This is a genomic window from Micromonospora sp. NPDC048907, assembly GCF_055586885.1.
Genome location: NZ_JBVJHI010000010.1, coordinates 25,449 through 39,284 on the forward strand (window position 1 = coordinate 25,449; position 13,836 = coordinate 39,284).

Here is a 13,836-nt window from a genome sequence, read left to right on the forward strand (position 1 = left end):
CCGCGGCTCATGCCCCGTCAGCGGGTGGTGGGGGTCAGCTGGCCGACTCGGCCGTGACCTTCTTGTCGGTGCCGTCGGCCTTCGGGGCCTCCGGCTTGTTGGCGCCCCCCGCCGGCACGCCCGGCACGATGCCGGCGAGACCGGAGAGCATCTGCCCGAGCTGCGAGGTGACCGCGTCCTTCTGCCGGGTGAGGTCCTCGACCTCGCGACGGGCCGCCTGGGTGGTCAGCTCCGCCTCGGTGCGGGCCTCGCTGAGCAGTCGCTGCGCCTCGGCCCTCGCCTCGGACACCGTCTTGTCGGCCAGCGCCTTGGCCTTCTCGACCGTGTCGGTGGCGGTGCGCTCGGACTCGACCCGGCGGGCCTCGGCCCGCTGCTCGATCTCCTTGGCCCGCTCCTGGGCGGCGCGGGCACGCTGCTCGGCCTCGCTGACCAGCTTCTGGGTCTGCGCGACCTGGGCGGCGTGCCGCTCCGACTCCTCGCGCTCGGCCTTCTCGCGCCGCTCGGCGAGCTGGAGTTCCAGCGCCTGGAGGTCCTTGTCGCGCTTGTCCCGCGCGTCGGTGAGCAGCTTGGTGGCCTCGGCCCGCTTCTCCTCGGCCTCGCGGGCGGCCTTCGCCCGCTGCTGGGTGATCTCTCGCTCGGCGGTGGCGCGCAGGGTGGCGACCTCGCGCTCGACCGTGGACTTCAGCTCGGCCACCTCGTGGGCGGTGACCGTGCGCAGCTGCTTGGTCTCCCGGTCGGCGTCGGCGCGCAGGGTGTCGGCCTCGCGGCGGGCCTGCACCCGGACCTCGGCGGCCTCCCGCTCGGCGGCGGTGCGGACGCTGCCGGCCTCGCGCTCCGCGGTGGCCTTCATGGCGGCCGCCTCGGCGCGCGCCTTGTCGGTGATCTCCCGCGCCTCGAGGCGGGCGGCGGAGAGGATGCCCTCCGACTCGCGCTTGGCCTCGTTGCGGTGGTCGTTGGCCTGCTCCTCGGCGAGCCGGAGGATCTGCTCGACGCGGGTGCCCAGGCCGGAGAGGGTCGGCCGGCTGTTCTCCTCGAGCTGCTTGTTGGTCTCGGTGAGCTTCTGCTCGAGCGCGCCCTGGCGCTGCTCGGCCTGGCGCAGCCGGCGCTGCGCGTCGTTCATCCGCTGCTCGGCCTCGGCGCGGGCCTGCTCGGACTGGCTCAGGGCGGCGGTCAGCCGGCCGATGAAGTCGTCGACCTGGTTGGTGTTGTAACCACGCAGGCCGACGGTGAAATCGGGCTGTGAGTTCGCGTTATCGAAGAACGCAAGAGGGGAGGACTGCTGCTGGGGCATTGGGACATACTCGCAGACGCCCCAGGGTGCTTCGCAAGAGCGGTCCGCACCTTTCGTGTCCTGTTTACATGGTCAACTTCGCCCCGTGCCGGGACCGGACCAACTGGCGATCTTGGCAGGTCCCGGGCGGGTCGGGCGACCCCGCGGGAAGGGCGCGAAAAGGGCCGCGGGTCGGCGCCCGCGGCCCTTTGTCGTGCGGCAGTCGAATGGTGTTGCGGCCTACCGGAAAGGCAATGCCGACGGTCAGTGCCCGCGGAACCGGTTGATCGCGGTCTCGTGCCGGGCGCGCAGCTCGGTGTCCCGGACGCCGAGACCGTCGGCGGGCGCCAGGCAGCGCACGCCGACCTTGCCCTGGTGCGCGTTGCGGTGCACCTCGTACGCGGCCTCGCCGGTCTGCTCCAGCGGGTAGGTCTTCGACACGGTCGGGTGCACCTTGCCGAGCGCCACGAGCCGGTTGGCCTGCCACGCCTCGTGGTAGTTGGCGAAGTGGCTGCCGACGATCCGCTTGAGGTGCATCCACAGGTAGCGGTTGTCGTACTGGTGCAGGTAGCCGCTCGTGGAGGCGCAGGTGACGATCGTGCCGCCCTTCTTGGCGACGTAGACGCTGGCGCCGAAGGTCTCCCGGCCGGGGTGCTCGAAGACGATGTCCGGGTCATCGCCGCCGGTCAGCTCGCGGATGCGCTCCCCGAAGCGGCGCCACTCGTCCTGGTCCTGGGTCTCCTCGTCCTTCCAGAACCGGAACCCCTCGGCGGTGCGGTCGATGACCAGCTCGGCGCCCATCTTCCGGCACAGCTCGGCCTTCTCCGGCGAGGAGACCACGCAGACCGGGATCGCGCCGCCGCCCAGCGCCATCTGGGTGGCGTAGCCGCCCAGGCCGCCGGAGGCGCCCCAGATCAGCACCACGTCGCCCTGCTTCATGTTCGCGCCGTGGTGGGACACGAGCTGCCGGTACGCCGTGGAGTTGACCAGACCCGGGCTGGCGGCCTCCTCCCAGCTCAGGTGGCGCGGCTTCGGCATGAGCTGGTTGGCCTTGACCACGGCCAGCTCGGCCAGCCCGCCGAAGTTGGTCTCGAAGCCCCAGATGCGCTGCTGCGGGTCGAGCATGGTGTCGTCGTGGCCGGCGGCGTCCTCCAGCTCGACCGAGAGGCAGTGCGCGACCACCTCGTCGCCCGCCTTCCACCGGGTCACGCCCGGCCCGGTCCGCAGCACCACGCCCGCCGCGTCCGACCCGACCACGTGGTACGGCAGGTCGTGCCGGCGGGTCAGCTCGGAGAGCCGGCCGTAGCGCTGGAGGAACTTGAAGGTGGGCAGCGGCTCGAAGATGCTGGTCCACACCGTGTTGTAGTTGATGGCGCTGGCCATCACGGCCACCAGCGCCTCGCCCGGGCCCAGCTCGGGGACGGGCACCTCCTGGACGTGCAGCGCCTTGCGCGGGTCCTTGTCCCGGGTGGCCATGCCGTCGAACATCCGGGTGTCCTCGGCGCGGACCACCACGCCCCGGTAGGTCTCGGGTACCGGCAGGCCGGCGACGCCGGCGAGTTCCCTCTCCGGCTGCGCGGAGCCCTCCGCCGCCATGATTGCTTCGAGGATGTCCTGCACGGTGACCTCCCGTTCGTCGCGCACCCGCACCGGGCGGGCAGGGGTGCTGCCATCGTCGGCGCCGGTGCGACGGGACCGCCATGTCGGCAATCGACACATCCGGCACCGGTCGCACTCCTGTGGGCCCGGACGTTACTGAACGGTAGCTAGGGCGGGAAGTCCTCTGTGAAAAACTGCATCCGCCGATGCGTGGAGGTGTCCGTGGGAACGTGAAACCGCGCAGTGCCGCGCCGTGTCCCAGGTAGTAGGAAGGGCTCCGGCCACCTCGACCGGAGCCCCTCGACGCGTCAGTGGCCGGAGGCGGCCGGCTCGACCAGTTCGACCAGGACGCCACCGGCGTCCTTCGGGTGCACGAAGTTGATCCGGGAGTCGGCGGTGCCCCGCCGCGGCTCCTCGTAGAGCAGCCGGACGCCGCGCTCGCGCAGCGCCGCACAGGCCGCGTCGATGTCGGCCACCGTGTACGCGACCTGCTGCACGCCCGGCCCGTTGCGGTCCAGGAACTTCGCGATCGTCGAGGACGGCGACAGCGGGGCGAGCAGCTGCACGCAACCACCCTCGGCGGTCGGCCCGACGGCCAGCATCGCCTCGCGTACGCCCTGCTCCTCGTTGGTTTCCGTGTGCACGCAGCGCATCCCGAAGGTGCGCTGGTAGAAGTCGATCGCGGCGTCCAGGTCGGCCACGGCGATCCCGACGTGGTCGATGCGGCGCAGGCCGATGTCGGCGACGGGGTCGGCAGCGGGCTCGACGGGAGAGTTCTCAGCCATGGCGCCAGTCTGACCGAACGATCGTTCGGGAGACAGTTGGACATCTCACTCCGCTCGACGGACCGCGCGGAACGCCCTCGGCGTGAGCCTCGGTCGAACGGCCGATCCCGAACGGGGTCACCGCGGTCCGCGTCCTCCGTACGCCCGAGCGGCGGCCCGACGCCGCGCCAATCGTCCTGCTGGACGGGCGATGCCTCGATGACCAGGTCGCGAGCAGGATTCGAACAGGCACGCACATCAGCAATGGTCGCCCCCCGGCCGGCGCTCGCGGCCCGGGCACGGGGGCCTCGACCGGACTCGGGAGCGGTCGGCATGACACTGGAGCAGTGGGCGGCGGCAGGCGTCGTGCTGGGCGCGATCCTCAGCGCGCTCACCCTGGCCGTGACGGTGAGCCGGCCGCTTCGCCGCCTGGCCCGGCAGAACGAGGAGTTCCGGCAGGACTGGTACGGGGTGCCGGCCCGACCGGGCCACGACGCCGTCCCGGGGGTGCCGGAGCGGTTGCGGCGGATCGAGACGGAGTTGCACCCGGACGGGCGCGGGACGCTGCGGAACGCGGTCAACGACGCGGAGCGCCGTCTCAAGAACGTGGAGAGCCGCCTCGACGACCACCTCCGGGCGCAGCAGGGCCGAGCGCCGGGCCGGTGAGCCGGCGGTGACCGGGCTCATCGATCGTTCGGCATATGCGAACCCGGACGGCGCACGGTTGATCTGCAACTTGCACACGGTGGAGAGTACGGATGGTGAGTTCACTGTCACGCCCCGTCGCCGCCATCTGGATCCCCTCCCACATCGACCCGATCGAGCCCCACCTCATGGCCTGCCTGGACCACACGAGGCGCTGCCGCTACGGCCTCCTCGGGATCATCACCACGGCACCGTGGGACGAGGTCAGGCAGCTGATGATCGACGGAAAGGTCGACGTGGTGGTGGTCGCCGAGCGGGAGCACCTCCCCTCGAACCGGACGCCGCGGATCGAGGTGGCCGCCCGGGGGGCGCACCCGTCGCCCGCGTCGCCGAGGGGTCCGGTGCCGCCCCGCCGGCGCCGCCCGCGCCAGGGCTGAACGGGCGCCCAGCCATCGACCGGCACGATTGGATCGCATTGCGGACGTGCTCGGGGTCACCGTACTGTCGCTCTTCCCGGCAGATATGGTGCGTCCTAACAATCGTTAAGGCGTACAGGTCGGCACCCCCTCGGAGGCAGGCATGGCTTCGGTGATCGTCAGCGGCGCGCGGACCCCGATGGGGCGCCTGCTGGGCAACCTCAAGGACCTCCCCGCGACGAAGCTCGGCGGCGTCGCGATCAAGGCGGCGCTGGAGCGCGCCGGCGTGGCACCCGACCAGGTGCAGTACGTGATCATGGGGCAGGTGCTCCAGGCCGGCGCGGGCCAGATCCCGGCCCGCCAGGCCGCCGTCGAGGCGGGCATCCCCATGTCCACCCCGGCGCTGACCATCAACAAGGTCTGCCTCTCCGGTTTGGACGCGATCGCCCTGGCCGACCAGCTCATCCGGGCCGGCGAGTTCGACATCGTGGTGGCCGGCGGCATGGAGTCGATGACCAACGCCCCGCACCTGATGCTCGGCCAGCGCGCCGGCTACAAGTACGGCGACGTGACGATCAAGGACCACATGGCCCTGGACGGCCTCACCGACGCCTGGGACTGCTGCTCGATGGGTGAGTCCACCGAGCGGCACGGGGCGAAGCACGGCATCACCCGCGAGGAGCAGGACGCGTTCGCCGCGACCAGCCACCAGCGCGCGGCCGCCGCCCAGAAGAACGGGCACTTCGCCGAGGAGATCACTCCGGTGATCATCCCGCAGCGCAAGGGCGACCCGCTGGTGATCAGCGAGGACGAGGGCATCCGCCCGGACACCACGGCCGAGTCGCTGGGCAAGCTCCGCCCCGCGTTCACCAAGGACGGCACCATCACGGCCGGCAGCTCCTCGCCGATCTCCGACGGCGCCGCCGCGGTGGTCGTCATGAGCAAGGCCAAGGCGAAGGAGCTGGGGCTCACCTGGCTGGCCGAGGTCGGCGCGCACGGCAACGTGGCCGGGCCGGACAACTCGCTGCACTCGCAGCCGTCCAACGCCATCAACCACGCCCTCAAGAAGGCCGGCCTGGGCGTCTCCGACCTCGACCTCATCGAGATCAACGAGGCGTTCGCGGCCGTCGGCATCCAGTCCACCCGGGACCTGGGCGTCAGCGCCGACAAGGTCAACGTCAACGGCGGGGCCATCGCGCTCGGCCACCCGATCGGCATGTCCGGCGCCCGGCTGGTGCTCACCCTGGCGCTGGAGCTCAAGCGGCGGGGCGGCGGCACCGGCGCGGCCGCGCTCTGCGGCGGCGGCGGCCAGGGCGACGCGCTGATCATCCACGTGCCGAACGGTGCCGAGAGCTGACCGTGGGCGACAGTGTGCAGAACGTCCCGGCGGCGGCGGCCGGTCCGGTACGCCGCAGCCGGGACGTACCCCTGCTGGTCGAGCGGGCCCGCGCGGGTGACCCCCGCGCGGTGGCCCGGCTGATCACCCTGGTCGAGTCCGGCGACGAGGTGCTGCCGCAGGTCGCGGCGGCACTGGCCCCCTACGCCGGGCACGCCCAGGTGGTCGGTCTGACCGGCTCGCCCGGCGTGGGCAAGTCGACCACCACGAACGAGCTGGTCCGGGCGCTGCGGGCGCGCGGCCACCGGGTGGGCGTGCTGGCCATCGACCCGTCGAGCCCGTTCACCGGCGGGGCGATCCTCGGTGACCGGGTCCGGATGCAGGACCACGCCACCGACCCCGGCGTCTACATCCGTTCGATGTCCAGCCGGGGTCACCTCGGTGGGCTCTCCGCGGCCACGCCCCAGGCCGTGCGGGTGCTGGAGGGCGCCGGCTGTGACGTGGTGCTGGTGGAGACCGTCGGCGTCGGCCAGGCCGAGGTCGAGGTGGCCTCGCTGGCCGACACCACGCTGGTGCTGCTCGCCCCGGGCATGGGCGACGCCATCCAGGCCGTCAAGGCCGGCATCCTGGAGATCGCCGACGTCTTCGTGGTCAACAAGGCCGACCGGGACGGCGCCGACGCCACGGTGCGCGACATCCAGGGCATGATCGCGCTGGGCGAGCGCGGGCCGGGGGAGTGGCGGCCGCAGGTGGTCCGCTCCGTCGCCGCCCGCGGCGAGGGCATCGACGACATCGCCGCCGCGATCGACAAGCACCGCGACTGGCTGGAGCGCCACGGCGAGCTGCGCCGCCGCCGGGAGGCGCGGGCCGCCGCCGAGATCGAGGCCATCGCGCTGGGCACCCTGCGGGACCGGATCGGCTCGCTGCGCGACGGTACGCAGCTGCCGACCCTCGCCGCCAAGGTGGCCGAGGGCGCCATCGACCCGTACGCGGCGGCCGGCGAGCTGCTGGCCCAGCTCGGCGCCTGACGGGTCCACTGCGGAACATCCCCGCCTAGTACGCTCGCACCGCCTCACGGATCCGTGGGGCGGTGCGCGTCTGTGGTGGGAGAGCATGGCTGACGAGGCGACCCAGGAGCTGTCGGTGACGCCGAACGCGGTGGTGGGCGGTGCGACGCACGTCTCCGACGAGGTGGTGGAGAAGATCGCGGTGGCCGCCGCGAGGTCGGTGCCCGGGGTGGCCGAGCTGGGCGGCGACGTGGCCCGCTTCTTCAACGCCGTGCTGGACCGGGTCGGGCTGGACCAGGTCGGCGACGCCCGGCGCGGCTGCTCGGCGCACGTCACCGACGGCGCGGCGGTGGTCAACCTGGTCATCGTCATCGGCGGCGGCCGGCCGGTGCCCGAGGTGACGGAGGCGGTCCGTGCCGCCGTGACCTCGGCGGTCGAGGGGTACGGCCTGCGGGTCGACGAGATCAACATCCGGGTCGACGACGTGGCGTTGGGCGACCCGGCCGCGCCCCCGGCCTGATCAGGTTACCGCTCGGTAGGCGCAAGCTTAGCGATCGTTCAGGCTGGCGTTCTACACTCGGTCTGCATCCCAGGACTCGAGGAGGAGCTCCGCGCATGGACGCCGACGAGATCGCCGCCGGTCGGGCCCGCTGGCAGGCCCGCTACGACGCCGCCCGCAAGCGCGACGCGGACTTCACCACGCTCTCCGGGATGACCGTCGACCCGGTCTACGGGCCGCCGGAGGGGGTGCCGTACCCGGGCTTCGAGCGGATCGGCTGGCCGGGCGAGTTCCCGTACACCCGGGGGCTCTACCCGACCGGCTACCGCGGGCGCACCTGGACCATCCGGCAGTTCGCGGGGTTCGGCAACGCCCAGCAGACCAACGAGCGCTACAAGATGATCCTCGGGGCCGGCGGCGGCGGGCTCTCCGTCGCCTTCGACATGCCGACCCTCATGGGGCGCGACTCCGACGACCCGCAGTCGCTCGGCGAGGTCGGTCACTGCGGCGTGGCCATCGACTCGGCCGCCGACATGGAGGTGCTCTTCGACGGCATCGACCTGGCCGGTGTGACCACCTCGATGACCATCTCCGGCCCGGCCGTCCCGGTCTTCTGCATGTACCTGGTCGCCGCCGAGCGGCAGGGCGCCGACCTGTCCACGCTGGACGGCACGCTCCAGACGGACATCTTCAAGGAGTACATCGCGCAGAAGGAGTGGCTCTTCGACCCGGAGCCGCACCTGCGCCTCATCGGCGACCTCATGGAGTACTGCGCCCGGGAGATCCCGCGCTACAAGCCGCTGTCGGTCTCCGGCTACCACATCCGCGAGGCCGGCTCGACCGCCGCGCAGGAGCTGGCGTACACCCTGGCCGACGGGTTCGGCTACGTCGAGCTGGGGCTCTCGCGCGGGCTGGACGTCAACGTCTTCGCCCCGGGCCTGAGCTTCTTCTTCGACTCGCACGTGGACTTCTTCGAGGAGATCGCCAAGTTCCGGGCCGCCCGCCGGATCTGGGCCCGCTGGCTGCGCGACGTCTACGGCGCCACCAGCGAGAAGGCCCAGTGGCTGCGGTTCCACACCCAGACCGCCGGGGTGTCGCTGACCGCCCAGCAGCCGGTCAACAACGTGGTGCGGACCGCCGTGGAGGCCCTGGCGGCCGTGCTCGGCGGCACCAACTCGCTGCACACCAACGCCCTCGACGAGACCCTGGCCCTGCCCACCGACGAGTCCGCCGAAATCGCCCTGCGCACCCAGCAGGTGCTCATGGAGGAGACCGGCGTGGTCAACGTCGCCGACCCGCTCGGCGGCTCCTGGTACGTCGAGGCGCTCACCGACAAGATCGAGGCCGAGGCGGAGGAGATCTTCGCCCGGATCCGGCAGCTCGGCGGCGAGGGCCCGCACAAGATCGGCCCGATGACCTCGGGCATCCTGCGCGGCATCGAGGACGGCTGGTTCACCGGCCACATCGCCGAATCGGCCTTCGTCTACCAGCAGGCGCTGGAGAAGGGCGACAAGCGGATCGTCGGGGTCAACTGCCACACCGGCACGGTCGCCAAGGACCTGGAGATCCTGCGCATCTCGCACGAGGTCGAGCTGGAGCAGCGCCGGGTGCTCACCGAGCGCAAGGCCGGCCGTGACGACGCCGCGGTCAAGGCCGCCGTGCAGCGGATGGTCGAGGTCAGCCGGACCGGGGAGAACATGATCCCGGCCATGCTGGACGCGGTCCGGGCCGAGGCCACGCTGGGCGAGATCTGCGACGCGCTGCGGGGCGAATGGGGCGTCTACCGCGAGCCCGCCCGCTTCTGAGTCGGAGGAAGGGCCCCGTCCCGACGCCAGCCGTCGGGACGGGGCCCTTCCCGCGTCCGAGCAGGCGTGAGAGTCGCAACTGCCGCCGTGGCGGTTGATCCGAGTTCCGCGGGCCACGTGCGAGACTAGATAACCATGAGCGACCCACGGATCACCTCGTCGATCTTCACCCGCGGCGCGGTCGACCTCAGCGCGCTGCGCGGCACCCCGGAACCCGCCCGTCCCACCGCCCCGAGCCAGGCCGGGCCGCCGGCCGGCGTGCCCGGCGGCCCCCCGGCGGGAGGCGGCGTGGCCGTCATCGACGTGACCGAGGCGACCTTCCAGTCCGAGGTGTTGGAGCGGTCGCTGACCACGCCCGTGGTCGTGGACTTCTGGGCCGAGTGGTGCGAGCCCTGCAAGCAGCTCTCGCCGGTGCTGGAGCGGCTGGCCGCCGAGGGCGACGGCGCGTGGGTGCTCGCCCGGGTCGACGTCGACGCCAACCCCCGGCTCGCCCAGATGTTCCGGGTCCAGGGCATCCCGATGGTCTACGCGGTGGTCGGCGGGCAGCCGATCGACGCCTTCTCCGGCGTGGTGCCGGAGGCCCAGCTCCGCCAGTGGATCCAGGCCATCCTCAAGGCCGGTGGCGTGACCGTCGCCGAGCCGGAGGACCCGCGGCTCACCGAGGCCGACGACGCCCTGATGTCCGGCGACCTGGAGGCCGCCGAGGCGGCGTACCGGAAGATCCTGGCCGAGAGCCCGGCGGACGCCGCGGCGGAGGCCGGCCTGGCCCAGGTCGGGGTCGCCCGGCGGGTCGCCGGCGCCGACCCGCGCGCCGCGCTCGCCGCCGCCGAGCAGGCCCCCGACGACATCGAGGCCCAGCTCCTCGCCGCCGACATCGAGGTGCTCAGCGGCCTGGCCGAGCAGGCCTACGCCCGGCTCGTCGGCCTGGTCCGCCGCTCCGCCGGCGACGACCGGGAGAAGGTCCGCCAGCACCTGGTGTCGCTGTTCACCATCGCCGGCCCGGACGACCCCGCCGTGGCGTCCGCCCGACGTGCCCTGGCCAGCGCCCTGTTCTGAGTTCACCGCACGCCAGCGCGGGCCGGCGTTCCGGCCGGCCCGCCCGACCACCGAGGACGGGAGCCCATGATGCGCCGGATCGCCGTCCTCGACGCGCCGACGAACCTCGGCCTGCGCCCACCCACGTCCACCTCCGTCCCGGGCTGCGGCAAGGCGCCCGGCGCGCTGCGCGACCACGGCCTGCTCGCGCGGCTGCGGGCCCGCGACGCCGGCTGCCTCACCCCGCCCCGGTACGACCCCGGTGACTGGCGCCCCGGCGACGGGGTCTGCCACGCCCCGGAGATCTCCGGCTACTCGTTGGCGCTGGCCGACCGGATCGGCGCGATCATCGACCGCGGCGAGTTCCCGCTGGTGCTCGGCGGGGACTGCTCGGTCCTGCTCGGCTCGGCGCTGGCCATGCACCGGCTCGGCGAGGCGGTCGGCGGGCGGATCGGGCTGGTCTTCGTCGACGGCCACTCCGACTTCCGGCACCCCGGCAACGCCTCCTACGTGGGCGCGGCGGCGGGGGAGGACCTGGCCCTGGTCACCGGCCGGGGGCAGGCCGACCTGGCCGCCATCGAGGGGCGGCGCCCCTACTTCCGGGACATCGACGTGGTGGTGCTCGGCATCCGGGCCCAGGACGAGTACCGCCTCGACCTCCAGGCCGCCGGCATCACCACCCGCCCGGTGCCGGCGCTGCGCGCCGAGGGTGCGGCCCGCACCGCCCAGTGGGCGCACGAGCAGCTGGCCGACTGCGCCGGCTACTGGGTGCACATCGACGTGGACGTGCTCGACCCGGCCGTGATGCCCGCGGTCGACGCGCCGGACCCGGGCGGGATCGCGTTCGCCGAGCTGGAGATCCTCCTCGCCGGCCTGGTGGACACCCCGCACTGCCTCGGTGTCGAGCTGACCGTCTTCGACCCCGACTACGACCCCGACGGGTCGTACGCCGCCGAGATCGTCAACACCGTGGTGGCCGGGCTCGCGCCGGTCGCGGCGCCCGGCGCGACACCGCCCCGGCTGCTGCCGTCCGGCCCGGTCGCCCCGGCGCCCCGCCCCGGCAACGGCCGGCCCCCGGCCCGCGACGTGCTGCCCGGCCCGGCGGCCGTCCCCGCGCCCGCGGTGGCCGTGGAACCCATCGGCCCGGCCCCGACCGAGGCCGGGGACGACCCCGCCGGCGCCAACGGAGAGCGGCCGGCGCCCGACCGTCCCGCCGACCGGTCCGGCCCGGGCCTGCCGCGCCCCGCGGCGGAACCGGACGGGCCGGTCGGCCCGCTCGGGTCGCCAGGACCGGGGCTGCTGCGCCGGGTGCCCGGCGGCGAGGACGAGCCCCCGACGCCGGTGGGCGACGCCGGGCCGGGGCGCCCGGGCGCGGACATCGCCTGAGCCACCTCAGCGGGCCGCGAGGCCCCGGAGGAAGCGTTCGGCGATCGGGACCGCGCTGGTGGTGCTCGACCCGCCCTGCTCGACGAAGACCGCGAACGCGACGTCGCCCTGCCAGCCGACGAACCAGGCGTGGGTGTGCGCCGGGTTGTTGTCGTACTCGGCGGTGCCGGTCTTGCCGTACACCGGCTCGCCGGGGACGTCCGCGAGGGCGCTGGCCGTGCCGCCGGTGACCACCGCGCGCATCATCGTCTTCAGCGCCGTCACCGACTCCGGCCTGAGCGCCGCGCCGGCCGGGGCGGGCTTCGCCGGGGCGGGGTCGAGCAGCAGCCGGGGCTGCTCCCAGTGGCCGCGGGCCACGGCGGCGGTGGCGCCGGCCATGGCGAGCGGGCTGACCACGGTGGTGCCCTGACCGATCGCGGCGGCGGCCTGCTCGGTGGCCGAGCCGTTGGTGGAGACCTTCCCGGGGAAGACGTCGGTGCCGAGGTCCCAGGGCGCCTCCAGGCCGAGCGAGCGGCCGGCCTGCGCCAGCCCGTCCGGACCGAGCTTCGGGGCCAGCGAGGTGAAGGCGGTGTTGCAGGACTTCGCGAAGTCGGTGGTGAAGGGGACGTCGCCCAACTCGAAGTTGTCGGAGTTCTTGAACGACCGCCCGTCGACCTCGAACGTCTTCGGGCAGGGCACGGTCGCCTCCGGGGTGACCGCGCCCCGGTCCAGCAGGCCCAGGGCGCTGACCATCTTGAAGGTCGAGCCGGGCGGCACCTGGGCGGTGAAGGCGAGGTTCTCCCCTGCCGCACCGGGGCCGTTGGCGGCGGCCAGCACGGCGCCGTCGCTGATCCGGACGGCCACCAGGGCGGAACGGCGGGCCTGGCCGCGCAGCGCCGCGTCGGCGGCGTTCTGGGTGGCCACGTCGAGGGTGGTCTTCAGCGGCTGGCCGGCCCGGGGCTCGCTGCGGAACGCCTCGACCCCGCTGGGCGCGGTGGTGCCGTCCGGGGCGGAGCGTTCGGTGATCACGGTGATCCCGGGGGTGCCGCGCAGGCGGTCGTCGTAGCGGCCCTGGAGACCGCCGTGGCCGACCAGGTCGCCGCGGACGTACCTGTCCGGGTGGGCCTTGAGGTCGTCGGCCTGGGCCGGGTCGACCGAGCCGAGCAGGGCCCGGGCGAACTCCCGCGTCGGCGCCAGGAAGAGCTTGTCGGACTGGAACCGGGTGCCGGGCAGGTCGTAGATCCGGGGCTTGATCTGCCGGTACGCCTCGTCGCGCAGGGTCACCACCTCGACGAGCGCCCCCCGCTCCGCCTCGCTGAGGCGTTTCGGCAGGTCGGAGAGGTCGACCGGCGGGGTGAGCGCGGGCCGGACCGCCTTGAACGCGGTGTCGAGCTGGCGGACCAGGGCCTTGGCGTCCTTGACCTCCGCGGGGCTCACCTGCACCCGGACCACCGGGCGGGGCGTGACGAGCGGGGCTCCGGCGCCGTCGAGCACGCCGGCCCGGGGCGCGGCCTCCCGACGCAGCGCGAGCCGGTCGCCGGACTCCAGCTTCTCGTGCACGACGGCCGGCTCCCAGATGACCTGCCACTGGTCGTCGGAGCCGTGCCGGAGGCGTACCGGATTCTCGTAGGTCCAGGTGGTGGCCCCGGGCAGCGGCCAGGTGAGCCGGACCCGCGCGGTGGCGATGTCCCCCTCGATCTTCACCTCGCCGGTGCGCTTGAGCTGCGGCGGGCTGTCGCCCAGCTCCCCGGCGAGCGACCGGAGCTCCTTGGTCACGTCGGCCGCGGGCACCTTGGCGCCGGTCGGGTCGATGAAGCCGACCGCCTGGAGGTTGCCGGAGCGCCACCCCGTCAGGAAGGCGTCGACGCTGCGCTCCGGGCCGTCGTCGCCCGAGCACCCGGTCAACGCCCCCGCCGCCAGCACGGTGGCGGCCAGCGCCGCGAGGGCCCGACGGGGAGGGGAGAGGCGGCGGTGGACGGGGTACGACAGGAGCATGAAGCGGTCCCTCCGGTATGAAGCTGCCCTGCACGCTAGTACGGCACGCGGCTTCCCACCGTCCCGGCACGGCCCTTGCGCAGGCAAAGAGTGCCGTGTG

The 13,836-nt window shown here is 73.5% G+C and carries 12 protein-coding genes; 8 read left to right on the plus strand and 4 right to left on the minus strand.

The window, feature by feature from the left end; all coding sequences use genetic code 11:
- Positions 1 to 34: 34 nt before the first annotated feature.
- The 3 genes from ACZ6PY_RS27510 to mce all read right to left on the minus strand — a co-directional run bounded on the left by ACZ6PY_RS27510 (position 35) and on the right by mce (position 3,654).
- A complete protein-coding gene (locus ACZ6PY_RS27510) occupies positions 35 to 1,291 on the minus strand; it encodes a DivIVA domain-containing protein (protein ID WP_466077188.1) in 1,257 nt (418 codons plus the stop codon).
- Between the two features lie 243 nt (positions 1,292 to 1,534).
- Positions 1,535 to 2,890, minus strand: a complete 1,356-nt coding sequence (gene ccrA, locus ACZ6PY_RS27515) for a crotonyl-CoA carboxylase/reductase (RefSeq protein WP_466077568.1) — start codon at positions 2,888 to 2,890, stop codon at positions 1,535 to 1,537.
- Between the two features lie 287 nt (positions 2,891 to 3,177).
- Positions 3,178 to 3,654 (minus strand): methylmalonyl-CoA epimerase, encoded by a 477-nt coding sequence (gene mce / locus ACZ6PY_RS27520; protein ID WP_466077191.1) that lies wholly within the window; start codon positions 3,652 to 3,654, stop codon positions 3,178 to 3,180.
- 312 nt (positions 3,655 to 3,966) lie between these two features.
- Between mce and ACZ6PY_RS27525 the strand changes: the two genes are divergently transcribed.
- From ACZ6PY_RS27525 to ACZ6PY_RS27560, 8 genes are all read left to right on the plus strand, one after another.
- Positions 3,967 to 4,299, plus strand: coding sequence for a hypothetical protein (locus ACZ6PY_RS27525; RefSeq protein ID WP_466077194.1), 333 nt, complete (start codon positions 3,967 to 3,969; stop codon positions 4,297 to 4,299).
- A 92-nt stretch (positions 4,300 to 4,391) separates the two neighbouring features.
- The gene (locus ACZ6PY_RS27530) at positions 4,392 to 4,715 is read left to right on the plus strand and encodes a hypothetical protein (protein ID WP_466077197.1); all 324 of its coding nucleotides are present in this window, start codon (positions 4,392 to 4,394) and stop codon (positions 4,713 to 4,715) included.
- A 142-nt stretch (positions 4,716 to 4,857) separates the two neighbouring features.
- Positions 4,858 to 6,051 (plus strand): acetyl-CoA C-acetyltransferase, encoded by a 1,194-nt coding sequence (locus ACZ6PY_RS27535; protein WP_466077200.1) that lies wholly within the window; start codon positions 4,858 to 4,860, stop codon positions 6,049 to 6,051.
- Positions 6,052 to 6,053: 2 nt separating this feature from the next.
- Positions 6,054 to 7,058, plus strand: coding sequence for a methylmalonyl Co-A mutase-associated GTPase MeaB (meaB, locus tag ACZ6PY_RS27540; RefSeq protein WP_466077203.1), 1,005 nt, complete (start codon positions 6,054 to 6,056; stop codon positions 7,056 to 7,058).
- An 85-nt stretch (positions 7,059 to 7,143) separates the two neighbouring features.
- Entirely contained in the window at positions 7,144 to 7,557 is a 414-nt protein-coding gene (locus ACZ6PY_RS27545) for an Asp23/Gls24 family envelope stress response protein (RefSeq protein ID WP_466077206.1), read from the plus strand.
- 95 nt (positions 7,558 to 7,652) lie between these two features.
- Positions 7,653 to 9,341, plus strand: a complete 1,689-nt coding sequence (locus tag ACZ6PY_RS27550) for an acyl-CoA mutase large subunit family protein (protein WP_466077209.1) — start codon at positions 7,653 to 7,655, stop codon at positions 9,339 to 9,341.
- Between the two features lie 135 nt (positions 9,342 to 9,476).
- Positions 9,477 to 10,397 (plus strand): tetratricopeptide repeat protein, encoded by a 921-nt coding sequence (locus ACZ6PY_RS27555; protein WP_466077211.1) that lies wholly within the window; start codon positions 9,477 to 9,479, stop codon positions 10,395 to 10,397.
- 66 nt (positions 10,398 to 10,463) lie between these two features.
- The gene (locus ACZ6PY_RS27560; RefSeq protein ID WP_466077214.1) at positions 10,464 to 11,762 is read left to right on the plus strand and encodes an arginase family protein; all 1,299 of its coding nucleotides are present in this window, start codon (positions 10,464 to 10,466) and stop codon (positions 11,760 to 11,762) included.
- Positions 11,763 to 11,768: 6 nt separating this feature from the next.
- Here ACZ6PY_RS27560 and ACZ6PY_RS27565 read toward each other — a convergent pair whose 3' ends face one another.
- The gene (locus tag ACZ6PY_RS27565) at positions 11,769 to 13,736 is read right to left on the minus strand and encodes a penicillin-binding transpeptidase domain-containing protein (RefSeq protein WP_466077217.1); all 1,968 of its coding nucleotides are present in this window, start codon (positions 13,734 to 13,736) and stop codon (positions 11,769 to 11,771) included.
- Between the last annotated feature and the right edge of the window lie 100 nt (positions 13,737 to 13,836).